Here is a 23,957-nt window from a genome sequence, read left to right as displayed (position 1 = left end):
GGGAGGTCCCCATCGAGCACCACGCCGCCCATGCGTCAGCGGGCGCGCAACACCACGATGGCGAGGTCGTCGGCGCTCGGCTCGGAGGCGAACTCGGCCGCGCCCCTGCGGATGCGCTCGGCCACCGCCCTGGCCGACAGCCCTGCGCATTCGGCGAGCAGCTTGGCCAGGCCCCCGTCGTCGTCGAGCAGGCGCCCGCCGGAGCGCCGCTCGGTCACCCCGTCCGTGACGGCGAGCAGCACGTCACCGTGGTCGAGATGAACGGTGTCGGCCTCGAACACCACCTCGTGGAAGACCCCGAGCAGCGACTGGGGCGTGGTGACGGCCTCGACCTTGCCGCTCGGCTTGAGCCGCAGCGCCTCGGGGTGGCCGGCCGACACCAGCCGGATCTCCAGACCGCTCGCCACGGGCGTGATGTCGCCGTGCAACAACGTGAGGAACCTGGCCCGCTCCCCCTCCTCCAGGATCGCCTGGTTGAGCCGGCCGAGCACGGCGGCCACGCCATATCCCTCCCGCGCCAGCAACCGCAGCGTGTGCCGCGCGAGGCCGGTCACGGCCGCCGCCTCCGGCCCGGTGCCGCAGACGTCGCCGATCGCGAACCGCCACGAGTCGTCCCCCGCCTTGAACAGGTCGTAGAAGTCGCCACCGACCTCATTGGCCTCGCCCGCGGGCTCGTAGATGACGCCGTAGTCGAGCCCGGGCACCTCGGGCTCGTTGGGCGGGAGCAGGCTGCGCTGGAGCGCCCGGTTGGCGGCGGCCTGCTGGGCGTAGAGCCTGGCGTTGTCCATGGCCAGCGCGGCGCGCCTGCCGATGTCGTCGGCGAACTGGATGACCTCGTCGGGGAAGCGGTCGGGCCGGCCCAGGCACATCATGCCGAGGCTGCGGCCGCGCGCCGTCAGCGGCACCGCCAGCACCTGCGAGTCGGCCAGGTGGATGGTGGAGGTCACGCTGGTGTCGGCGGCGGAGACGTCCATGTCCGCCAGTTGCTCACGCAGCCCGTCGATCCTGGCCTCGTCGGCGTGCCAGAGATAGACGAGCCGCAGCGGTCCGGCAGCGCCGTCGGAGGTGTAGACCGCGCACCAGTGGGACAACCTCGGCACCACAATCTGGGCGATGATCGCCGGCACCATGTCGGGGTCGAGAGTGCCTGCGAGCAAGTCGCTCGCGTCCGCCAGGAACCCCAACCAGTGAGGCCCGGTGGACCTCTCCTCCAGCCATTCGGCTGCCACCCTGTCCACGGAGCCAGGTAGCGTGAGCCTAGCCCAGTGGACACGGGAATCGCCCGCGAAGGTGACTCCCCACTCTTCGACGTTAGCGGAAGGAGCTTTTGGATCACTCTGGGAAACGCTTCGCTGTCGGAATTCGACCTGTACGGCATCCCCGAAATGCTTCCAAATGACCTCAAATGGCTCGTCAGCAACTTGCTCGGCCAAGTCTCCCGCGACCTGCTCGGCTGTATGGAGCACGCCACCGGTGGCCCACGCGGTCATCACTTCGCGCGTGAACCTCATCGCAGCCGTCACAGCGGTCTCGCCGGGCGCGAACGTCGCAGCCAGCACCGCATGGGGAGAAGGAGTCATCCCAACGTGCCTACCACACTTCTCACTGACTTGGGGTAAATCCAAGGACAGGACTACGAGCTACTCATCGTGACAGACTTGAATCACTCGCCGAGGCAGGCAGCGAGTGAAGGAGGCCCCATGACCACGGCCAAGGCCGCGCCAAGCCCGGAGGAGAGGACCTACACCGAATCGGATCTCGTCCCCATTCTGGAGACCCTTTTCTCTTGGCGCGACGGCGACTTCCGGCGCCGGGTGCCTCATGCACCCCCCGGCATACTGAGCGAGGTGCGGCTGCTGCTCAACGAGGTGGCCGACCGCCGCGAACATCTGGCTAACGAGCTGGTACGCGTCCGTAAGGAAGTGGTCAAGGAGGGCCGGTTCAGCGAGCGTCTGACACCCGGGCCCGGCGTCGGCGCATGGGCGGAGAGCGTCGAGTCGGTCAACCAGTTGATCGAAGCCCTGGTGAGCCCGGTGAGCGGCGCGGCCGACGTCATCGACGCGGTCGCCAAGGGTGATCTGTCGCGGCGCATCGACCTCGACCGGTCGGCCCGCGGCGAGGTGCGCCGCCTGGGCAAGGCCATCAACGGCATGGTGGACCAGCTGGCGTTGTTCAACTCCGAGGTGACCAGGGTGGCCCGCGAGGCCGGCACCGAGGGGCGGCTGGGCGGCAGCGCCAATCTGCGCGGCATGTCCGGGAGCTGGCGCGACCTCACCGAGGCCGTCAACACCATGTCCTCGCGAGTGGCCGCGCAGGTGCGTGACATCGCGGTCGTGACCACGGCGGTGGCCAAGGGCGACCTGAGCCGCAAGGTGACGGTCGACGCCGTGGGCGAGATGTTCGAGCTGAAGAACACCGTCAACACGATGGTGGACCAGCTGTCCGGCTTCGCCGAGGAGGTCACCCGAGTCGCCCGCGAGGTCGGCACCGAGGGCCAGCTCGGCGGCCAGGCACAGGTCACCGGCGTGTCCGGGGTCTGGAAAGACCTCACCGACAACGTCAACTTCATGGCCAACAACCTGACGTCCCAGGTGCGCAGCATCGCGACCGTGGCGACGGCGGTGGCCCAGGGCAACCTGTCCAAGAAGATCACTGTCGATGCCCAGGGCGAGATCCTCCAGCTCAAGGACACCCTCAACACGATGGTGGACCAGCTGTCCTCCTTCGCCGACGAGGTCACCCGCGTCGCCCGCGAGGTGGGCACGGAGGGCAAGCTGGGCGGCCGTGCCGAGGTGAAGGGCGTGTCGGGCGTCTGGAAGGACCTCACCGACAACGTCAACTCCATGGCCAACAACCTCACCTACCAGGTGCGGAACATCGCCCAGGTGACCACGGCCGTGGCCAACGGCGACCTCACCCGCAAGATCGACGTGGACGCCCAGGGCGAGATCCTGGAGCTCAAGTCGACCATGAACACGATGGTCGAGCAGCTGTCGTCGTTCGCCTCCGAGGTCACCCGGGTCGCCCGCGAGGTGGGCACCGAGGGACAGCTGGGCGGCCAGGCGCAGGTGCGCGGCGTGTCCGGGGTCTGGAAGGACCTGACGGACAACGTCAACTCGATGGCCAACAACCTGACCTCTCAGGTGCGCCAGATCGCGGCCGTCTCGTCCGCTGTGGCGCAGGGCAACCTGTCGAAGAAGATCACCGTCGATGCCCAGGGCGAGATGTTGCAGCTCAAGGACACCCTCAACACGATGGTGGACCAGCTGTCGTCGTTCGCCTCCGAGGTCACCCGAGTCGCCCGCGAGGTGGGCACGGAAGGCCAGCTCGGCGGCCAGGCCCGGGTGCAGGGCGTGTCGGGTGTGTGGAAGGACCTCACCGACAACGTCAACTTCATGGCCAACAACCTGACGTACCAGGTGCGGAACATCGCCGAGGTCACCACAGCGGTCGCCATGGGCGATCTCACCCGCAAGATCGACGTGGACGCCCAGGGCGAGATCCTCGCGCTGAAGACCACCATCAACCGGATGGTGGACCAGCTGTCGTCGTTCGCCTCCGAGGTCACCCGAGTCGCCCGCGAGGTGGGCTCGGAAGGCCAGCTGGGCGGCCAGGCCCGGGTCGAGGGCGTCGAGGGCACGTGGAAGCGGCTCACCGAGAGCGTCAACGAGCTGGCCGGCAACCTCACCACGCAGGTACGCGCCATCGCGACCGTGACCAGCGCGGTGGCGCGCGGCGACCTGACCCGCTCGATCGCCGTCGAGGCCCAGGGCGAGCTGGCGGAGCTGAAGGACAACATCAACTCGATGGTGGCCAACCTCCGCGAGACCACCCAGGCCAACCAGGAGCAGGACTGGCTCAAGTCCAACCTGGCCCGCATCTCCCGGCTCATGCAGGGCCACCGCGATCTCTACGAGGTGGCCAAGCTCACGATGAGCGAGCTGACGCCGCTGGTGTCGGCCCGCTACGGCGCCTTCTACGGCATCGATCCCGAGGGCGACCACGAGCTGGTGCTGATCGGCGGCTACGGCGTACGCCCCGACCGGGCGCCGCGTCAGCGCTTCGCGATCGGTGAGGGCATCGTCGGCCAGGCGGCGGCCGAGGGCCGGCCCATTGTGCTGGACGACGTGCCGCCGCAGTTCATCACCATCGACAGCGGGCTCAGCCAGTCCACGCCCGCGCAGATCGTGGTGCTGCCGATCCTGTTCGAGAACCGCGTGCTCGGCACGCTGGAGCTGGCCTCGTTCACCCCGTTCGGCGAGGTGCATCTGGACTTCCTGCGGCAGCTCGTCGAGACCATCGGTGTCACGATGAACACGATCATCGCCAACTCCCGCACCGAAGACCTGCTGACCGAGTCCCAGCGGCTCACCCGTGAGCTGCAGGAGCGCTCCGACGAGCTGCAGCGCCAGCAGGAGGAGCTGCGCAGGTCCAACGCCGAGCTGGAGGACAAGGCGGCGCTGCTCGCCAAGCAGAACCGCGCCATCGAGATCCAGAACTTCCAGATCGAGCAGGCGCGCCGCACGCTGGAGGAGCGCGCGGAGCAGCTCGCGGTGTCCTCGCGCTACAAGTCCGAGTTCCTCGCGAACATGTCGCACGAGCTCCGCACGCCGCTCAACAGCCTGCTGGTGCTGGCCAAGCTGCTGACGGAGAACGCCGAAGGCAACCTGACCTCGCAGCAGGTCGAGTTCGCCCGGACGATCCACAGCGCCGGCTCGGCGCTGCTGCAGCTGATCAACGACATGCTCGACCTGTCGAAGGTCGAGGCGGGCCGGATGGACATCCACCCGATCCAGGTGTCGCTGCCGAAGATGGTCGATCTGCTGGAGGCCGCGTTCGCGCCGCTCGCCCAGGACAAGGGCCTGGCGTTCAGCGTGGAGGTCGAGTCCGACGTGCCCAGCGAGCTGCGCGCCGACGAGCAGCGGCTGCAGCAGGTGCTGCGTAACCTGCTGTCCAACGCGGTGAAGTTCACGCCGCGGGGCGAGGTGAAGCTGCGTGTCTCGATGGCGCCGCCCGGAGTCGACTTCGACGACGACACGCTGCACGAAGCCAGGGACCTGCTGGCGTTCCAGGTGATCGACACGGGCATCGGCATCGCGCCCGACAAGCGTGACGTGATCTTCGAGGCGTTCCGGCAGGCTGACGGCACCACGAGCAGGAAGTACGGCGGCACGGGCCTGGGCCTGGCGATCTGCCGGGACATCGCCAGGCTGCTGGGCGGCGAGATCCACGTGGACAGCGAGCTCGGCAAGGGGAGCACGTTCACGCTCTATCTGCCGGCGTCGTACATCGGGCCGCTGGCCGCCACCGACGGCGGCACCGGGCGCCGGCAGCTGATGGCCACGCCGGCGGACGAGCCCGCCACCGTCACGGTGCCCGAGCCGCCGGTGCCGCTGGACCTGCCGATGCCGGAGCTGGTCGAGCCGCCGATCGAGACGCCCACGCAGTGGCAGGGGGACGACCCGCTCAACGGCGCCAAGATCCTCATCGTGGACGACGACATCCGCAACGTGTTCGCGCTGACCAGCGTCCTGGAGCGGCACGGCTCCACGGTCGTCTACGCTGAGAACGGCCGGGAGGGGATCGAGCAGCTCGAACGGAACGAGGACGTCGCGCTCGTGCTGATGGACATCATGATGCCGGAGATGGACGGCTGGGCCACGACCTCGGCGATCCGGCGCATGCCGCAGTTCGCCGACCTGCCGATCATCGCGCTGACGGCCAAGGTCATGCGCGGCGATCGGGAGAAGAGCATCGCCTCTGGCGCGTCCGACTACGTGCCCAAGCCGGTCGATGTGGACCGCCTGCTCGAACGCCTGCGTGGCTGGTTGAGCCGCGGCCGGGGAGCCACATCCGACTCATCAGCCGAAGGGTCGTGATCGATGCCGGAGCGAGCGAAGATCCTCCTGGTCGACGACCGAGAGGAAAACCTCATCGCGCTGGAAGCCATCCTCAGCTCACTCGACCTGGTGCCGGTGCGCGCCCGGTCGGGTGAGGAGGCTCTCAAAGCGCTGCTCAACACCGAGTTCGCGCTCATCCTGCTCGACGTGCGGATGCCGGGCATGGACGGGTTCGAGACGGCTGCGCACATCAAGCGACGCGAGCGGACCAGGAACATCCCGATCATCTTCCTGACCGTGGTGGACAGCGCTCCCGACTACGCCTTCCGCGGGTACGCGGCGGGCGCCGTGGACTACCTGACCAAGCCGTTCGACCCGTGGGTGCTGCGGGCCAAGGTGTCGGTGTTCACCGAGCTCTACAACATGAACAAGCGCCTGGCCGAGCAGGCGTCCCTGCTGCGGGAGCGGCTCACCGGCGAGCTGCCGGCGGGGGCCGGCGATCACGCGTCGGTGCTGCCGGAGTTGTCGCGGCGGCTGACGGCGGTGGAGGACGAGCTGGCCCGGATCCGGGAGCTGGCCCGCAAGTCCCAGGACCCGGCCCTGGCCGCGCCGCTGTCGGACCTCACCGACCGGGTGACCCATTTGCGGGCCGGCTTCGACGCCCTGTCCTGACCCGGCACGACCGCACCATCTCGCTGTACACCGGCCCCACCCCGGGGGCCGGTCCCCCAACCCGCCACCCCACAAAACCGGCCCATGGCACGGCCAGGCCTGGCTGTGCCGGCACCGCTGCGCCCCGGTCCCGGGGCCAGCACAGTGCGGCAGCGCTGCGCCCCGGCCCTGAGGCACAGTGCGGCAGCGCAGCGCGTGGCGGCACGTGGGCGGCGCCGGAGCGTCCCTACGAGCCGGGCGGGCGGCTGGAGCCCACAGGTTGCGGAAGAGACGAGAGCGAGGATGTGGCCGGAGAAGGGCGGCCGAGAAGGCAGGGGCCCGGGGAGGTGGTGCCGGGGGAAGTAGAGGGGATGAGTGGGTCAGTGGCGGGCGCGTTCGAGTGCGTCCCAGAAGCCGCGCCGCAACGCGTGCCGCACCTCATCGTGCAGCAGGAAATCGATCGGCAACGACGACCCCTGGAGCAGTCGAGCCTCCAGGTCGGACGGCATGCGGGGCTTTCGGGCCAGCACCGCCTCCAGCCACAACGCCGGCGCGTCCCGCGCGACGGACTCGCCGAAGTCGTGCCCTTCCCGGTGGGCGGCCTTGACGGCGTCGGAGAGCGTGGTGGCGCCCGCGGTAGCGGCGGATGGCGGCGTGACGGGCGCGGGCTGCGGTCCCGTGTACGGCCCGAGCTGCGACGGCTGGTACGTGCCCCCGCTCGACGGCACGGCGAACTGCCCAGTGCTGGGCGACTGCGACTGGGCCGACGACTGGGGCGACGACTGGGCCTGCATGGGCCCGGTCATCGGGGCCGAGGACGACGGCTGCTCCGCCTGCTGGTAACTGGCATAGGTGGGTAGCGCGGGCGGCGAGGACGACGAATGCCCGCGTCCCGACGACGACGCCGGCCCGTTGGAGGACGGCTGGCTGCTCGACGTCGAAGAGGAGGAAGAGCCGGCGGCGTGGCTGCCGGTGGACGACGGCGTGGCCGGGGGCAACGACGGGGGCGGCGAGGCCGGCAGCGAGTGCGTGCCCTGCCCGTTGCTGAGCGGCTGGTGGTGCCCGTTGGAGGCGGCCTCGGTGACGCCGGTCACCAGGGAGACGTACGGCCGCAGGTGGGCGGCGCCCAGCTCGACCAGGTCGTCGCACTCCTGCCGGAGCGAGCGGGAGACGGCCCAGCCGCCGTCGGCCGCGATGTGGATGACGCTCACCCGGATCCCGAGGTCCTGCGCGTCGCACACGACCTGTGCCAGGTCCTCGTCCCCGCTCACGACCACCGCGTCGCAGATGGCGTTGTTGCGGGCGAGCGTCATCAGGTCGCGGTGGACCTGGGCGTCGACGCCTTCGCGCCGGCCCGGCCTGATCCGCGACAACCTCAGCTTGAGGCCCGGTATGTCGGCCAGCGCGTCGTGCTCAGGCGTGCGGCGGCCTTCGACCGTCGCCTCGTACCAGTAGCAACGCAGCAGCGGCAGGCCGGTGCGCTCGCGTGACAGGCTGGTCATCAGCTGGAGCAGCCCGGGATAGTCCCAGGCAACCGCTTCGCGATGACGCGTGCCGTGCACGGCCATCGCTCCGTCGGCCAGCAGATAGCCAGCGTCTACGAACAGCGCACAGCGATCCACTGACACCGCCCCTTTCCTGGTGGTCCGACCTTGCTGGCTCTGCACCGTCAGAGACCGGACTCGGCGGCCCTCTCTCAGGGTAATGAAAGCAGGTGATCGTGCGAGGGTTAATCCCGACGATTCGACGCCCGCCAGCCGATGCGCCAGACCAGATAGGCAGACCGTACCAGTTTGTCCCGTTCCAGGTCACGATCGGGCACGCACGCTCAATGCGGCCACCCCGAACAGGACGACATCTTTTTCCGTGGCGATCGTCAGTCCCGGATCCACTCCGAGCTCGGCGCCGACCGTGTCGACGTCGACGCCGAACGTCATCTCCGCCGCACCGCTCGACGAGCCGTCGAAGACGTTCGCCCGATCGCGGTCGCCGGCCGTGGGGGTGAGGGCACCGGAGCCGAGCGAGACCTTGTCGCCCGTGAGGTCGGCGTCGCCCTCCCACGTCACCAGTTCGAGCCTGGCGGGGGCGGCCGCGGGGGTGAGGCCGCCGAGCGGCACGCGCACCCGCCGGGACCGGCCGCCGATCACGGTGGCCGCGTCCAGCACCACGGCCTGGCTGTACGGCTCCGACGGGTCGGTGACGATCAGCACCAGGCTCCAGCCGGCGTGCCGTGCCGCCCCCTCCTCCAGCGGCGCGTCGGCTGCCCACCACGTGCCGTTCCTGCGTGCCCCGGCGACCAGCTCGCTGACGTCGGCGAACGCTTGGTAGACGGGTCCCGTGGGCAGTTCGCGGACGGCCACGTGGGCAGGCGGGACCGGCACGTACGTCCGCCGCCCGGGCGGGCGGAACTTGATGGGCCCGGCGCGGTCGCCGCTCGCCGACCAGTAGAGCCCGGCCCACACGACCCTGCTGCCCTTCGGCAGGGACAACTCGGCCGCGCTGGAGGCGGCGGTGTCGGCCGCGTCGTCACTGTCGAGCGCGATCATCGGCCACAGGTCGTTGTCGCGCTGGTCGCCCTCGCGTCGCCGGACGGGTACGCAGCCGGCCTGCTCCTCGGGACAGCTCAGCAGCGAGTTGCCGATCGCCCTGACGGTCACCTTGCCCTCGGTGGCGAACCTGGCCGGCGCCCCGGACGTGCGCACGCCCTCCTCGGCCCGCGCGGTCGCCCGCACCGAGCCCGCCTCGACACGCACGGCGGGCCCCGTGCCCGCGGGCGCCGCCTCGGCCACCATCACCCGCAGGAACACCGCCGTGCTCTGCCCGGCCTCGAGCGGCTGCCTCGTGCACCGTGCGCCGCCGGCGGCCGGGCGGCAGGCCCAGCCGTCCACTGTGCCCGCGGGCCCGACGAGGGCGGCAGCCTGGTGACGGCGTGCCGTGGGAATGAGCGTCACGCCCCGCGGCAGGTCCACGAAGGCCGCGAGCTCCTCGCTGGACGCGTCGCCGTGGTTGCGCAGGCGGATGGCGACGATGCCGGGCTGGGCGCGTACGAGCGCGCCGAGCGGGTCGATCGTGGCCCGCAGCCGCGCCTTGCCCGGTGGCTTCTCCGCCCTGGCCGGCGGAGGGACCGGTGCGGGCGCCTCGCTCGGCGAAGGGTGCGCGGGCAACGCCGAGGGCGGGGGCTGGGCGATCGGCGCGGGCATGGGCTGGTCCATCGGCCGCGCCTCCGAGACCAGCAGGAGCGCGGCGGCCGCGGCCATCACGACGGCCATGCTGCCGGCCACCGCGGCCTGCTGGTGCTTGGGGACCTGCCGCAGCCACACTGCCCCCCGCAGCAGCCTGCCCACACCATCGGCGACCGACGACTTGGCGAGGGCGGCCGCGTAGCCGCCGAAGACCGGCCCCGCGATCAGCGGCCCGACAATGACGCGCAGGCCCCGGTTGACGTCGGCCAACTCCAGCAGGACCCCGTGACATTCCTCGCAACCGGTCACGTGCTCGTCGACCGCCTTGGTGTCCCGCCTGGTCAGCCCTCCCCTGACGTAGGCGCTCATCTTTCCGAGCACGGGACGGCACTCGCGCTGCGGCTGCGTGCTCGCATGCAGCTGCAGGTACGCCTGCCGCAGCCCCTCCCTGGCCCGGTACGCCAGCGCCGCCACGCCGTTGGGCGACAACCCGAGCAGCGCCGCCACCTCGCCCGGCTTGATCCGCTCCACCTCGGTGTGCCAGAGCACCGCCCGCCACCGCTCGGGCAACGACAGGTACGCCTTGGCGATCAGCGACTTCTCCAGCCCGACGAGCGCGGGGTCCACGAACGGCAGCCCCGGGTCGTAGTCCTCGATCCCGTCCGTGCTCAACCGGCCGCCCGCGATCCTGGAACGGTCGTGGACCGTACGCCGCACCACGGTCAGCAGATAGGTGCGGAACCCGGACTCGGGACCCCCGCCCCTGCCGACCAGATCGAGGATCTTGGTGAACGCCTCGGCCACGACGTCCTCCACCTCGGAGCCCTTGACGAGCTGCCGGGCCAGCGCGCGGGCCGCGGCGACGTGACGCTCGTAGAGCTGCCCAAGGGCGTCGGCTTTGCCCTCTCTGACGGCCTGAAGGAGCTGTGCGTCGCTATGCGGCGATTCGACACTCATAGTGACCTCACGGTGACGCGGGGTTGCCTGCGCAATCATTCCGCATTCCCCGTCATGACTAAACCGAGATGCCGCCTTTGCCGAGGCGACGGCCGGCCTGGTGCACCAGGGCGCCGACGCCCGTGCTGGTCAGGACCCTAAGCTTGGGGGCATGACAGATCGCGACAACTTGCTGGCCGAGATCAAGAAGAAGGCCGTCGTGCACGGCAAGGTCATCCTCTCCTCCGGCATTGAGGCCGATTACTATCTCGACCTGCGGCGGATCACGCTCGATGGCGTGGCCGCGCCCCTCGTCGGCAAGGTGATGCTCGACCTGACCGAGGACCTGGACTACGACGCGGTGGGCGGGCTCACGCTGGGCGCCGATCCCATTGCGGCCGCGATGCTGCACGCCGCGGCGGCGCGCGGGCGCGTGCTGGACGCGTTCGTGGTGCGCAAGGCGCTGAAGGAGCACGGCCTGCAGCGCAGGATCGAGGGGCCCGAGGTGAAGGGGCGGCGGGTGCTCGCGCTCGAGGACACCTCCACGACCGGCGCGTCGGTGCTGACCGCCGTGGAGGCGTTGCGGGAGGCCGGGGCCGAGGTGGTGGCCGTGGCCACGATCGTGGACCGCGGGGCTCGGGAGCGGATCGCCCGCGAGGGCCTCGAATACCGCACCGCCTACACCCCCGAGGAGCTCGGGCTCTAGGCGGACGCTAGCCGGGGGCGCGGGCGGTGAACGCCTTCTTGGCGCCCAGCTCCCCCTGCTCGCGTTGCTTGCCGTTCTCGGTGACGCGGACCGTGCCGGAGTCACTGAGCACCACGTCCAGCTCGGGCTCGAAGAAGCTGACCTCCTCGCCCTTGCTCATCTCACGATGCTGCAGCACGTCGCCGCCCGGCACGCGCACCGTGACGGTGGGGCAGGTTTCGGCCAGGCACTCGATGTGCAGCGTCGGCACCTTCACGGTGATCTCCTCCGTGGCGGTGCCCGTGGTGGGGAGAGCGGTGGCGCGCTCGCGCTCGCGTTCGGCCTGGGTCGGCGTGCTGAGCGAGGCGAGCAGCGCACGACCGCCTATGAACAGGAGTGTCACCACGACTCCTACCGCCAGGGCGGCGAGCGCCAGGCGGGCGAGGCCCATCGGATCTGACCTGTGGCGTCCCACAGGGGGCAGCGTACCGTGACGTAGGCCACTCTTTCCGGTGGTCGCTTACGCCGTCAGTACGGATCGCCCACGCGGTGGTGCTTGCCGTTGGGCGTGGGGAGCCGCTTGGCCTCCCGGCGCTTCTTGACGACCTCGACGATGATCGGGATCAGCGAGATGAGCACGATGAGGAAGACGCCCGGCAGGATGTACTTGTCGATCTGCTTGGGGTCGACCTGCCCGCCGAGGAAGTGGCCGACCAGGAGCAGGCTCTCGACCCAGAAGACGCCGCCGACGACGTTCCACAGGAAGAAACGTTTGGGCGGCATCTCCAGCACGCCGGCGACGGGATTCATGAACGTGCGGACGATCGGCACGAACCTGGCCAGAATCACCGCCTTGGCCGGGCCGAACTTCTCGAAGAACTCCTCGGCCCTGAGCACGTGCTCCCTCTTGAACAACCGCGAATCCGGCTTCTCAAAGAGTTTGCGGCCGAATCGCGCGCCCAGGAAATGCCCGAGCTGGGCGCCGGCGATCGCGCACAGCGGGGTGCCGATCAGCAGGACGGGCAGCGAGAGCGGCTCGATGCCCATTCCCGCGGCCACCGACGCCGAGCTGAAAATCCCCGCGGCCACCAGCAGCGAGTCGCCGGGCAGGAAGAAGCCCAGCAGCAGACCCGTTTCAGCGAAGATGATGGCCAGGACGCCGACCGTGGCGAAAGCGCCGAGAATCGTGAGCCACCACGTCGGGTCGAGGAGATTCAAAAGCCAGTCCACGCCGAGAGCCTACCCGTAGCGGCCATGTCTGGCGTGACCATCGAGCGCGTGCCTTCAACACCGCGTTGTATCTACCACACGGGGTAGTGAGCCGGGATACTGGGCCCTGGCGCGAAGCCGTAACTTCTCAGGGAGATGAATCATGCCTATTGCGACTCCAGAGGTCTACGCTGAGATGCTCGACCGGGCCAAGGCCGGTGGATTCGCCTACCCGGCGATCAATGTGACCTCGTCTCAGACGTTGAACGCCGCCCTGCGCGGCTTCGCCGAGGCCGAGAGCGATGGCATCGTTCAGGTCTCCACCGGCGGCGCCGAGTTCCTCTCGGGCACGACGGTCAAGGACATGGTCACGGGGGCGACGGCGCTGGCCGAGTACGCCCGGATCGTGGCCGCGAAATACCCGGTCACGGTGGCACTGCACACCGACCACTGCCCCAAGGACAAGCTCGACGGCTACATGCGGCCGCTGATCGACATCTCGCTCGAGCGGGTCTCCAAGGGCCTTGACCCGCTCTTCCAGTCGCACATGTGGGACGGCTCCGCCGTGCCGCTGGAGGAGAACCTGGAGATCGCCAAGGAGCTCCTGGAGAAGTGCGCGCGGGCCCGGATCATCATGGAGATGGAGATCGGCGTCGTCGGCGGCGAGGAGGACGGCGTCGTCGGCGAGATCAACGAGAAGCTCTACACGACCGCCGAGGACGCCCTGGCCACCGCCGAGGCCGTGGGCGTCGGGGAGCAGGGCCGCTACATGCTGGCCGCCACGTTCGGCAACGTGCACGGCGTCTACAAGCCGGGGCACGTCAAGCTGCGGCCGAGCGTGCTGAAGGAGATCCAGGACGCGGTCGGCGCCAAGTACGGCAAGGAGAAGCCGTTCGACCTGGTCTTCCACGGCGGCTCCGGCTCGCTGCTGGAGGAGATCCACGAGGCGATCTCGTACGGCGTCGTCAAGATGAACGTCGACACCGACACTCAGTACGCCTTCACCAGGCCGATCGCGGACCACATGTTCCGTAACTACGACGGCGTGCTCAAGGTGGACGGCGACGTCGGCAACAAGAAGACCTACGACCCGCGTTCGTACGGCAAGGCGGCGGAGGCCGGGATGGCCGCGCGCGTCGTGGAGGCGTGCGAGAGCCTGAAGAGCGCTGGGACGAAGATCTCCTAGCCACTAAGGCGGCCCGGCGGGTATGACTTGTCCTATGGATAACCTTCTCGCCGGGCCTCCCCCGACTCACCTGCCGGACCAGCCCGAGGCCAGAGAGGCGCTGGAGTCCGGTGCCAAGGCCGCCGACGTGGCCGCCCGTTTCCCCGCCCATCCGGCGGCGTGGGCCGCGCTCGCGGAGGAGTATTTCGCCCAGGGACATGCCGTCACGTCCTACGCCTTCGCGCGCACGGGCTACCACCGCGGCCTGGACCAGCTCCGCCGCAGCGGCTGGAAGGGACACGGGCCCATTCCGTGGGAGCATGAGCCCAACCGCGGCTTCCTGCGTTGCCTGTACGCGCTGGCGCGCGCCGCGCAGTCGATCGGCGAGAAGGACGAGGCCGAGCGGTGCCTGCAGTTCCTCAGGGACAGCACGGAAACGGGGTACGACGCGCTGACCAAGGGTTAGCCCTTGGGGTGTTTAGCCAGGTTCGGGTAGTCTCACTACGCAAGAGCCCCTGTCGCGCTTGCGCCAGGGGTTTCGTTTTGTGCTCAGGAGACTGAACCATGCCGGCTGCCGTTCTCGTTGGTGCCCAGTGGGGCGATGAGGGCAAGGGCAAGGCCACCGACCTGCTCGGTGGCGACGTCGACTACGTCGTCCGCTATCAGGGTGGCAACAACGCGGGGCACACGGTCGTCATCGGCGACCAGAAATACGCCCTCCACCTGCTTCCCACCGGAATTCTCTCGCCGGACGTGGTGCCGGTCATCGGCAACGGCGTGGTGATCGACCCCGGCGTACTGCTGAGCGAGATCGACGGTCTTGCCGCGCGGGGCATCTCCGCCGAGCGGCTGTTGATCTCTTCGAACGCGCACCTGATCATGCCGCACCACAAGGCGCTGGACAAGGTCACCGAGCGCTACCTCGGCAAGGCCAAGATCGGCACCACCGGGCGCGGGATCGGGCCCGCGTACGGCGACAAGATCGCCCGCATGGGCGTGCGCGTGCAGGACCTGCTCGACCCCGGCATCCTGGCGAAGAAGATCGAGGTCGCGCTGACCGAGAAGAACCAGGTGCTGACCAAGGTCTACAACCGGCGCGGGATCGACCCCGAGGCGGTGCTGCAGGAATACCTCGACTACGCCGAGCGGCTCAAGCCGCACATCGCCGACACGTCGCTGGTGCTCTCTAAGGCGCTGGACGAGGGCAAGTTCGTGCTGCTGGAGGGCGGGCAGGGGACGCTGCTCGACATCGACCACGGCACGTACCCCTTCGTCACGTCGTCGTCTCCCACGTCGGGCGGCGCGTGCGCCGGGGCCGGGATCCCGCCGAACCGCCTCACCAAGATCATCGGCATCCTGAAGGCGTACACGACCCGTGTCGGCTCCGGACCCTTCCCGACCGAACTGACGGACGAGATGGGCGACTGGCTGCGCCAGACCGGCGGCGAGTACGGCGTCACCACCGGCCGCAACCGCCGCTGCGGCTGGTTCGACGCGGTGATCGCCCGCTACGCGACCCGCATCAACGGGATCACCGACTACTTCCTCACCAAGCTGGACGTGCTGTCCGGGCTGGAGCGGATCCCGGTGTGCGTGGCGTACGACGTCGACGGGGTGCGGCACGACGAGATCCCGATGACGCAGACCGACTTCCACCACGCGAAGCCCATCTACGAGGAGTTCCCGGGGTGGCAGGAGGACATCACGAGCGCGAAGTCGTTCGATGATCTGCCCCCGAACGCGCAGGCTTACGTGCGGGTGCTGGAGGAGATGGCCGGAGCACCGGTCTCCGCCATCGGCGTCGGCCCGGGCCGCGACCAGACCGTGGTGGTCCGCTCGCTGGTCTGACCGGCTCTGGCGTGGCCGGTGCGACGCCGGCCACGCCGCTTCAGGTCAACACCACGGCCGTCATCGGGGTGTGCAGGGTCCAGCCCAGCGTTTCGTACAGGGCCTGGCCGTCCGCCGTGGCCACCAGGATGCCGGTTCGCGCCCCGAGCGACGCCGCCGTCGACGACAGCGTGCGCATGATGACCGTGCCCAGGCCCCGGCGGCGGTGGTTGGCGGCCGTTTCCACCTGGTCGACCACGGCGGCCGAGCCCGCCACGGCGAACTGGCCGCGGGCCGCCACCTCGCCGGCCGCCGTCAGGAGCCGGGCCGCGGTGACGCCGGCCCGGGTGGTGACCGCCAGGGTGTAGCCGGGCGGGGCCTGTGGTGTTCGGGTGCGGGCCAAGGGGACGGTCATCATGAACTCCCGGTCCATGACCGTCCAGGGCGCAGGCAGCAAGGACGCCACGTGATCGGCGGGGGCGCAGAGCTTGAGCCAGGTGCCCGGCGTCGTCAGCGTCGTGGTCAGGTGGTGGAGGATCTCCGGGGTGGGGGCGGGGATGATGTGGCGGGCCACGTGACCGGGGAGTCCGACGTCCACGCGCAAGCCCCAGGGTTCGCGTACGGGCCTGGGCGCGTTACGGGAGATGACCCAGCCGTCAACCCACGCCCGAACTGTTGGGGAATGGGCTTGTTTGAGAACCTCCGTCATAGAGAACAGCCTATTGTCCGGCCAAAAACGCCCGACTGGGCGTACCAGGATAAAAAGGACACGGCGTGGCACCTCCTAGCCGTGACCCCAGGCAGGTAGGGTCCCGGTTGTGCGCGTTGAGATTCATGGTCACCGAGGTGCGCGGGGTCTCTGGCCGGAGAACACCCTGCCGGGTATGAGCCGCACGATGGAGCTCGGCGTTCACGCGCTCGAGCTCGACGTGGCGCTCACCGCCGATCGCCGCCTCGTGCTCACGCACGATCTCACGGTGTCCGCGGTCACCAGCGCCGACACGCGTCCGCTGCGTGCCGGCGATCCGCTCTACCCGTACGTCGGCAAGCCGATCAACGCGCTCACGCTGGCGCAGCTGCGCATGCTCGACGTGGGCGTACGGTGGCCGCGGCATCTCGACGACCCCTTCGCGCTGACGCAGGTCGCCCTGCCGGAGACCAGGATGCCGACGCTGGGCGCGGTGCTGGGGCTGGTGAACGCCTACGAGGCGGAGGGCGTACGGCTGCACGTCGAGCTCAAGTCCGACCCCACCAGGCCGGAGCTGACGGCGGATCCCGAGATGTTCACCGAGCTCGTCGTCGACGAGCTCGAGCGGCACGGCAGGCTGGGCAACGTGGCCATCCTGAGCTTCGACTGGCGGATCCTGCGGCACGCCGCGACGGTCGCGCCGGACACGCGCCGGTTCGCGCTCATCGAGCCGGACACCCTGCACTGGCACGAGGGCGGCCTCGGGGACGACATTCCCGCCGCCGCCCGCGCGGCCGGGGCCACCACGCTCTCGCCCGAGCACGTCATGGTGGACGAGGCGCTCATGGCGCAGGCGGCCGCGGCGGAGCTCGACGTGGCGGTGTGGACGGTCAACGAGGCGGCATTGGCCGAACGCATGCTGGATCTCGGGGTCGCGGGGATCGTGACCGACTACCCCGACCGGATGCGCGAGGTGTGGCGGGAGCGCGGGCTTGAGCTGCCCGCGCCGGTCGGCCCGCTGAAGCCCGTAGGGGTGTGAGCCCCTCGGCGGGCTACAGCCAGCCGTTCCTGCGGAAGCCGCGGTGCAGGAGCACGCAGGCGGTGACCATGAGGGCCAGGACCGCCGGGTAGCCCCAGACCTGCTTGGTCTCCGGCATGAAGTCGAAGTTCATGCCGTAGATGCCGGCGATCATCGTGGGCACGGCCAGGATGGCCACCCACGAGGAGATCTTGCGCATGTCCTCGTTGGCCAGCGCGTTCGAGCGGGCCAGGGCGGCCTGCAGGATCGAGCTGCACAGCTCGTTGGAGGACTCCACCTGCTCGCACACCCGGGACAGGTGATCGCCGACGTCGCGGAAGTATTCACGCATCTCCGACGGGATCACCCGGCGCTGGGGCAGGGCGGACAACGGGGCCTGCAGCGGGGTGACGGCCCGCTTCATCTCCAGCATCTCCCGCTTGAGCTGGTAGATCCGGTTGATGTCGCGGGAGCTGACGTCGGCGAACACGGTCGCCTCGACCTCTTCGAGCTCCAGTTGCATGAGGTCGGCGACCTGGAGGTACTGGTCGACGACGTGGTCGGAGATGGCGTGCAGGACACCGGCCGGGCCCCGGTTCATCAACTTGGGCTTGTCCTCGAGGCGCTCGCGCACCACGGTCAGCGGGCAGTGCTCGCCGTGCCGCACCGTCACCACGAAGTCCACGCCGAGGAACACCATGATCTCGCCGGTGGCGATGATCTCGCTGTTCGCGGTCAGCTCGTCGTGGTCGAGGTAGGAGACGGTCTTCAGCACCATGAACAACGAATCGCCGTACCGCTCGACCTTGGGGCGCTGGTGCGCCTTGACGGCGTCCTCGACGGACAGCGGGTGCAGGCCGAACACCTCCGACAGCCACTCCACCTCGGGGGCTTCCGGCTCGTGCAGTCCCACCCAGACGAACGCCTTCGCGCCGTCATTGGTCTTGTTGTGCTCGCGTACGAGGTCGAGGGCCTCGACGATGCCGTTCGCCGCGACCTTCCTGCCCTGGACGTAGGCGCCGAACTCGACAATGGAGTCGACAGGGGGCACGCAGATCTCACGCACCGGCTTGGTGAGCTGGTGCGTGACGCGCGACGGCACGTGGTGACGGTTGATACGACGGAAAAGAGTGGACGAGCGCATGGCGGTCTCTTTCCGCCCGACATGGCACGCTCCACGCGCGATGAAAAGTCACCTCAATCAACACACATGCGTGGAGGCACGATCAGGCTGCCGGATTGGAGTGGTCGGGGGTACAAGGGGAGTACGTGACGAAGCACGTACTGCTGGGATCACCAGGATTCATCCCGGACCACCTCCAATCACAAGAGACGCCGCAAAGCCGCCCTAACTTACCACAGGCGGGTGAACTTGTCTGACCATACCTGCCCGAGGGCTCGCCGCTCAGGTAGAACTCGACAAAGATTGTCGCCTGATCCGGCATCTGGTGTTCTAGAGGCCCGAGCCCCCGCCCGGCCGCGGGCCTGCGACAATGGAACGTGTGCGCGTTCTAGTCATTGGTTCCGGAGGGCGTGAGCACGCCCTGTGTCGTTCGCTCAAGCTCGATCCCCAGGTCAGCGAGGTCCTTTGCGCCCCGGGCAACCCGGGCATCGAGCGGTACGCGGCCGTCCATCCCGTCGATCCCCTCGATCCCGGGCAGGTGGCCGAGCTGGCCACGCGGCTGCGCGTCGATCTCGTGGTGGTGGGGCCGGAGGCGCCGCTCGTCGCCGGCGTGTCCGACGCCGTGCGCGAGGCGGGCATCGCCTGCTTCGGGCCCTCCCGCGAGGCGGCCATGATCGAGGGGTCCAAGGCGTTCGCCAAGGAGATCATGAGGGCGGCCGACGTGCCGACCGCGCGAGCCAGGGCGTGCACCACCGAAGAGGAGGCCGCGGCCGCCCTCGACGAGTTCGGGGCACCATACGTGGTCAAGGACGACGGCCTGGCGGCCGGCAAGGGCGTGGTGGTCACCCATGACCGCGAGCAGGCGCTGGCGCACGCGCTGACCTGCGACCGGGTGGTGATCGAGGAATACCTGGACGGCCCCGAGGTGTCGCTGTTCGCGCTGTGCGACGGGAGCACGGCCGTGCCGCTGCAGCTCGCGCAGGACTTCAAGCGGCTCCACGACGGTGACGGAGGGCCCAACACGGGCGGCATGGGGGCCTACACGCCGCTCCCGTGGGCGCCGGAAGGGCTCACCGAGCAGGTCATGCGGGAGGTCGTGCATCCGACGATCGCCGAGTTGTCGCGGCGCGGGCTGCCCTACCAGGGGGTGCTCTACGTGGGTCTCGCCCTGACCTCGAAGGGGCCGAAGGTGGTCGAGTTCAACGCCCGCTTCGGGGACCCTGAGACGCAGGTGCTGCTCGACCGGCTGGAGACGCCGCTGGGCGGGCTGCTGATGGCGTGCGCGACGGGCGAGCTCGGGCTGGACCCGGTGTTCAAGAAGGGCTCGGCGGTGGCCGTGGTGATCGCGGCACAGAACTACCCGGTCGCGCCGGTCAAGGGCGACGTGATCACGGGGCCGCCGGAGACCGAGCACGCGTACGTGCTGCATGCCGGGACCAAGTGGGCCGACGACGACGACGTCGTCTCCGACGGCGGCCGGGTGCTGAACGTGGTCGGCAGCGGGCCCGACCAGGAGAGCGCGCGCCAGGCGGCCTATGACCTCGTCGGCCGGATCAAGCTTCGCGGCTCCCAGTACAGGACGGACATCGCCCGATGAAGCTCGTGCACTCCGGCAAGGTCCGCGATCTCTACGAGACCGCGGACGGACTGCTGCTGATGGTCGCCTCCGACCGGTTGTCGGCGTTCGACTACATGCTGGAGCCCGACATCCCCGACAAGGGGGCCATTCTCACGCAGATGTCGTTGTGGTGGTTCGACCAGCTCAAGGACGTCGTGCCCAACCACGTGGTGGCGCCGGGCGACGACGCGCGCAGCGTGTTGTGCCGGCCGCTGCGGATGGTGCCGGTCGAGTGCGTGGCCCGGGGTTACCTGGCGGGCGGCGGGCTCAACGAATACCGCGCCGGCGGCACGGTCTCCGGCGTGCCGCTGCCGGAGGGGCTGGAGGACGGGTCCCGGTTGCCGGATCCGATCTTCACGCCCTCCACGAAAGCGCCGGTGGGGCAGCACGACGAGCCGATCTCGTACGAGCAGGTCGAGGCCGAGGTCGGCGCGGAGACCGCCGCGGAGCTGCGGCGGATCACGCTGGCCGTCTACACCCGCGGCGCGGAGATCGCCCGCGAGCGCGGCATCATCGTGGCCGACACCAAGATCGAGCTGGGCTGGGATGCCGACGGCGTGCTGACGCTGGGCGACGAGGTGCTCACACCCGACTCCTCGCGGTTCTGGCCGGCCGACCAGTGGCAGCCGAGCCGTCCGCAGCTGGCTTTTGACAAGCAATTTGTGCGTGATTGGCTACTATCACCCGAGTCTGGATGGGACAAATCCTCCGGAAACCCCCCACCTCGTCTCCCTGACCACGTGGTGGAACGCACCCGCCGGCGATACCTAGAAGCGTATGAGCGGCTCACGGGGACTCCCTTTAGCGGATGATTCGGCTGGGTCATGTGGTGTTAGCGACTACTGTTGGCCCGATCAAGCCTCACCGTTGATTTCAAGGAGCCGCACGAATGGTCCGATACCGCGTGCGCGGTGGCAACGCACTGCGTGGAACCGCGTTCATCCAGGGCGCGAAGAACGCCGTGCTTCCCATGATCGGTGCGGCTCTGCTCGCCCCGAAGGGCCGCACCGTCCTGCGCAACGTGCCGATCATCGAGGACGTCCGCCGGGCCGTCGAGCTGGCCGAGGCCGTCGGCGCGTACGTCGAGCTGCACGAGTCGGAGCGCACGCTGGTCATCGACGCCTCCAGGGTGGACAGCCCCGTGCTGCCCGCCGAGATCGCCCGGCGCTTCCGCGGCTCGGTGCTGTTCACGCCCGCGCTGCTGCACCGGCTGGGTGAGGCGGTCGTGGAGGGGGTCGGCGGCTGCAATCTCGGCAGCCGCAATCTCGACTTCCACTACCTCGGCTACAAGCGGCTGGGCGCGATCGTGGACGAGGAGGAGACCGTCATCCACGTCAAGGCGTCCGGGCTGACCGGCGCCACCCTCTACCTCGACACCCCGTCGCACACCGGCACCGAAAACCTCATCATGGCCGCCGCCCTGGCCAAGGGCACGACCGTGATCGAGAACGCGGCCCTGGAGCCCGAGGTGCTCGACGTCATCGACATGCTCACCAAGATGGGCGCGCGCATCAGCGGCGGCGGCACCGGGTTCATCACCGTGGAGGGTGTGGACGAGCTGCACGCCGTCGAGCACACGGTGATGCCCGACCGGCTGGACGCGGGCGTGTTCGCGATGGCGGCGGCGATCACCGGCGGCGAGCTGAGCCTGGTCGGCACCGGTCTCGACCTGGGCGTCGTGCGCTACAAGCTGGAGCAGATGGGCGTCGAGTTCGCCCGGCAGGGCGCGGTGCTGCACGTGCGCTCCGAGGGCAAGCTGCGGCCGATCAACATCATCACCGACACTTACCCGGGCTTCGCCACGGACCTGCAGTCGCCGATGATGACGGTCGCGGCGCTCGCCGACGGCACCAGCTACATCCACGAGCGCATCTTCGACGGCAGGTTCGCGCTGGCCGGCGAGCTCAACAAAATGGGGGCGAACGTCGAGGTCGACGGCAGCCGGGCCGTCGTACGCGGCCGCACGCCGCTGACCGGCACGCAGGTGACGGCGCACGACCTCCGCTCGGGCATCGCGCTGGTGCTCGCCGGGCTCGCCGCCGAGGGCGAGACGGTGATCGACTCCGGATACCTCATCGACCGCGGTCACGCACATCTCGCCGCGCGAATGCGTGCGCTCGGCGCGGACATTACACGAGAGATTTCCGAACGCTAAAAAGCGCGCGTAAAACCTCGTTGAGCTGCTAAGACCTCTTGTCGGGCGGTCAACCCCAACGGCTTTCCGGAAAAGTCGGGCGTGACATTTCGGCCCCCGCGAGCGATCGTTCCAAAAGAGAGCACTGCAACGGATGGCAGGATGGGACGAACATTGGTCGAGAGGGCCGAAGAAACTCCCCGAGTGTCACGCCCAGGCGCATTGACACCGGACCTAACCATTGGCGTGGTCGGACCCCACGATCTGGTGGAGCGGGTCATGCTGATGGGTCACGCCGCCGCGCCGTTGCCGTGTCGCCTGGTGGCGGCCGCCTACCGCGATGAGCAGGAGGCGCCGGACAAGGTGACGCGGCTGGGTCCCGGCGTCGACGCATGCCTGTTCGCCAGCCCGGTCCCTTACGACCTGGCCAGGCGTTCCGGCGTGCTGACGATGCCCGCGACGTACGTACAACTCGGCGGAGCAGCACTGGTGGCGGCGTTGGCCAAGGCCGCGCTCGACGCCCGCATGGACCCCCAGCGGGTCAGCATCGACGTGGTGAGCCGGGCCGATGTCGAGGAGGCGTACACCGACCTCGGCATCCCCGCCACGGACGTGCACAGCCGCGAAGAGCCGGGCGCCACCGGCACGATCGCGGCCTACCACGAACGCCTGGCTCGGCAGGGCGCGACCACGGGAGCACTGACGTGCCTGCCCGCGGTGGCCGAGCGCCTGCAGGCGGCCGGCGTGCCGGTCATCAGGATCAGGCCCACCTCGGCGGCGGTGCGTACGGCGCTGCACACGGCGGCGCTGCTCGGCGCGCACCACCGGCTCGAGGAGTCACAGCTGACCGTGGTGCTGGTGGAGGTGCCGACGCTGCGCGAACCCGTGCGCCGCGCCGCGCCCCGCTACTGGCGCGACGAGCTGCGGCTGTCGCTGCACCGGCTGCTGGTCCAGGAGGCGAACCGGATCAACGCCACCGTCTGGCCCATCGACGATCACAGCTACCTGGTCACGGCGACCAGGGGGTCGATCGCGGCGGCGACGGACGGGTTCAGGGTGTTGCCGTTCGCGGCCAGGATCAGGGACGAGCTGGGACTGGCGGTCGAGGTCGGCGTGGGAATGGGGCGTACGACGCACGACGCGGAGTCGCACGCGCGGGCCGCGCTGGCCCGTACACAGGCCGGCAAGCAGGCACAGGGCTTCGCGGTGGACCGCGAGGGGCGGGCGCTCATCCCGGCCCCCCGCATGCCGCCCGCGGGCTCCGCCGCGCTCAAGCCGAAGGGCGTGGAGGTGCTGGCCAGGCTGGCGGCCAAACTGGAGGGCGGTGACACGGTGGTCGACGCGGAAGGTGCCGGGAAGATGCTGGGCGTCACGCCTCGCACGGCTCGGCGGTTGCTGCGCACGTTGGTTGACGAGGGACTCGCGTGGCCGCTACCGCCCAACCGCACCCCACAGCCGGGCCGTCCGCGCCAGCTGTATCGGCTCATCGTGGAGAAGCTTGGTCCGCGGTGAGCGTTTAGCTGGTGTTCTTTCTTTCAGGCCCGCCGTCCCCGCGGCGGGCCTGGCCCCTTTCTCGCCCGCCGTCCCCACGGCGGGCCTGGCCCCTTTCTCGCCCGCCGTCCCCACGGCGGGCCTGGCCCATTTCTCGCCCGCCGTCCCCACGGCGGGCCTTTGGCCCGCTATTACTACCTTTTGTTACGGCAAGCCACCGCGGCGCCACCCGCCGTACGGGGCTGGGCCCTGTCCAGGGAGACGCTTCTGACTCGTTCACCGGCGGGCCGCCGTTACGGCGTCCAGTGGGCCGGTCAAGGGGTGGAATTGACCAGCGTTGTAAGCCTGGGAACTTGCTCATTGACTCTTGTGAACTTGTTGGTTGACCCG

The 23,957-nt window shown here is 69.5% G+C and carries 19 protein-coding genes; 12 read left to right on the top strand and 7 right to left on the bottom strand.

Going from position 1 to position 23,957, the window contains the following annotated elements; genetic code table 11:
- Positions 1-35: 35 nt before the first annotated feature.
- Entirely contained in the window at positions 36-1,238 is a 1,203-nt protein-coding gene (locus EDD27_RS45205) for a PP2C family protein-serine/threonine phosphatase (protein ID WP_241564597.1), read from the bottom strand.
- Positions 1,239-1,265: 27 nt separating this feature from the next.
- On the opposite strand from EDD27_RS45205, the gene EDD27_RS45200 reads away from it, so the two are divergent.
- The 3 genes from EDD27_RS45200 to EDD27_RS45190 all read left to right on the top strand — a co-directional run bounded on the left by EDD27_RS45200 (position 1,266) and on the right by EDD27_RS45190 (position 6,512).
- Complete coding sequence (locus EDD27_RS45200) at positions 1,266-1,619, top strand: hypothetical protein (protein ID WP_127938437.1); 354 nt, start codon at positions 1,266-1,268, stop codon at positions 1,617-1,619.
- 81 nt (positions 1,620-1,700) lie between these two features.
- Positions 1,701-5,879 (top strand): HAMP domain-containing protein, encoded by a 4,179-nt coding sequence (locus tag EDD27_RS45195; RefSeq protein ID WP_127938434.1) that lies wholly within the window; start codon positions 1,701-1,703, stop codon positions 5,877-5,879.
- 3 nt (positions 5,880-5,882) lie between these two features.
- Positions 5,883-6,512, top strand: a complete 630-nt coding sequence (locus EDD27_RS45190; protein WP_127938432.1) for a response regulator — start codon at positions 5,883-5,885, stop codon at positions 6,510-6,512.
- A 359-nt stretch (positions 6,513-6,871) separates the two neighbouring features.
- On the opposite strand, the gene EDD27_RS45185 is transcribed toward EDD27_RS45190, so the two are convergent.
- Both EDD27_RS45185 and EDD27_RS45180 read right to left on the bottom strand, forming a co-directional pair.
- Positions 6,872-8,113, bottom strand: a complete 1,242-nt coding sequence (locus EDD27_RS45185) for an NYN domain-containing protein (RefSeq protein WP_127941387.1) — start codon at positions 8,111-8,113, stop codon at positions 6,872-6,874.
- A 186-nt stretch (positions 8,114-8,299) separates the two neighbouring features.
- Positions 8,300-10,630, bottom strand: a complete 2,331-nt coding sequence (locus EDD27_RS45180) for a sigma-70 family RNA polymerase sigma factor (RefSeq protein WP_164904074.1) — start codon at positions 10,628-10,630, stop codon at positions 8,300-8,302.
- A gap of 151 nt (positions 10,631-10,781) precedes the next feature.
- On the opposite strand from EDD27_RS45180, the gene pyrE reads away from it, so the two are divergent.
- On the top strand, positions 10,782-11,315 hold the full coding sequence (gene pyrE / locus EDD27_RS45175) for an orotate phosphoribosyltransferase (RefSeq protein ID WP_127938428.1): 534 nt from the start codon (positions 10,782-10,784) through the stop codon (positions 11,313-11,315).
- A gap of 7 nt (positions 11,316-11,322) precedes the next feature.
- Here pyrE and EDD27_RS45170 read toward each other — a convergent pair whose 3' ends face one another.
- On the bottom strand, positions 11,323-11,769 hold the full coding sequence (locus tag EDD27_RS45170; protein WP_127938426.1) for a hypothetical protein: 447 nt from the start codon (positions 11,767-11,769) through the stop codon (positions 11,323-11,325).
- Between the two features lie 53 nt (positions 11,770-11,822).
- The gene (locus tag EDD27_RS45165; protein ID WP_241564596.1) at positions 11,823-12,524 is read right to left on the bottom strand and encodes a DedA family protein; all 702 of its coding nucleotides are present in this window, start codon (positions 12,522-12,524) and stop codon (positions 11,823-11,825) included.
- A 142-nt stretch (positions 12,525-12,666) separates the two neighbouring features.
- On the opposite strand from EDD27_RS45165, the gene fbaA reads away from it, so the two are divergent.
- The 3 genes from fbaA to EDD27_RS45150 all read left to right on the top strand — a co-directional run bounded on the left by fbaA (position 12,667) and on the right by EDD27_RS45150 (position 15,516).
- Entirely contained in the window at positions 12,667-13,689 is a 1,023-nt protein-coding gene (gene fbaA, locus EDD27_RS45160) for a class II fructose-bisphosphate aldolase (protein WP_127938424.1), read from the top strand.
- A gap of 34 nt (positions 13,690-13,723) precedes the next feature.
- Positions 13,724-14,134 carry a DUF3151 domain-containing protein gene (locus EDD27_RS45155; RefSeq protein ID WP_206641945.1) on the top strand — a complete coding sequence of 137 codons (411 nt, stop codon included), beginning with the start codon at positions 13,724-13,726 and terminating at the stop codon, positions 14,132-14,134.
- Between the two features lie 98 nt (positions 14,135-14,232).
- The gene (locus EDD27_RS45150; protein WP_127938420.1) at positions 14,233-15,516 is read left to right on the top strand and encodes an adenylosuccinate synthase; all 1,284 of its coding nucleotides are present in this window, start codon (positions 14,233-14,235) and stop codon (positions 15,514-15,516) included.
- Positions 15,517-15,556: 40 nt separating this feature from the next.
- Here EDD27_RS45150 and EDD27_RS45145 read toward each other — a convergent pair whose 3' ends face one another.
- Positions 15,557-16,093, bottom strand: coding sequence for a GNAT family N-acetyltransferase (locus tag EDD27_RS45145; protein ID WP_127938418.1), 537 nt, complete (start codon positions 16,091-16,093; stop codon positions 15,557-15,559).
- Between the two features lie 220 nt (positions 16,094-16,313).
- Between EDD27_RS45145 and EDD27_RS45140 the strand changes: the two genes are divergently transcribed.
- Positions 16,314-17,222, top strand: a complete 909-nt coding sequence (locus EDD27_RS45140; RefSeq protein ID WP_127938416.1) for a glycerophosphodiester phosphodiesterase family protein — start codon at positions 16,314-16,316, stop codon at positions 17,220-17,222.
- Positions 17,223-17,235: 13 nt separating this feature from the next.
- Here the strand turns inward: EDD27_RS45140 and corA are convergent, their stop codons facing one another.
- Positions 17,236-18,345 (bottom strand): magnesium/cobalt transporter CorA, encoded by a 1,110-nt coding sequence (gene corA / locus EDD27_RS45135; RefSeq protein ID WP_127938414.1) that lies wholly within the window; start codon positions 18,343-18,345, stop codon positions 17,236-17,238.
- A gap of 358 nt (positions 18,346-18,703) precedes the next feature.
- On the opposite strand from corA, the gene purD reads away from it, so the two are divergent.
- From purD to EDD27_RS45115, 4 genes are all read left to right on the top strand, one after another.
- Positions 18,704-19,921, top strand: coding sequence for a phosphoribosylamine--glycine ligase (purD, locus tag EDD27_RS45130; protein ID WP_127938412.1), 1,218 nt, complete (start codon positions 18,704-18,706; stop codon positions 19,919-19,921).
- A complete protein-coding gene (locus EDD27_RS45125) occupies positions 19,918-20,754 on the top strand; it encodes a phosphoribosylaminoimidazolesuccinocarboxamide synthase (protein ID WP_127938410.1) in 837 nt (278 codons plus the stop codon). The genes purD and EDD27_RS45125 overlap by 4 nt, the downstream gene beginning before the upstream one ends.
- A 77-nt stretch (positions 20,755-20,831) precedes the next feature.
- A complete protein-coding gene (gene murA / locus EDD27_RS45120) occupies positions 20,832-22,097 on the top strand; it encodes a UDP-N-acetylglucosamine 1-carboxyvinyltransferase (RefSeq protein ID WP_127938408.1) in 1,266 nt (421 codons plus the stop codon).
- Between the two features lie 258 nt (positions 22,098-22,355).
- Positions 22,356-23,588 carry a GTP cyclohydrolase IIa gene (locus EDD27_RS45115; protein WP_127938406.1) on the top strand — a complete coding sequence of 411 codons (1,233 nt, stop codon included), beginning with the start codon at positions 22,356-22,358 and terminating at the stop codon, positions 23,586-23,588.
- Positions 23,589-23,957: the final 369 nt, after the last annotated feature.

It is taken from the genome of Nonomuraea polychroma (assembly GCF_004011505.1).
Taxonomy (GTDB): Bacteria; Actinomycetota; Actinomycetes; order Streptosporangiales; family Streptosporangiaceae; genus Nonomuraea; species Nonomuraea polychroma.
Note: the sequence above shows the minus strand (reverse complement) of the source record. Positions and strands in the feature narration are given on the sequence as shown.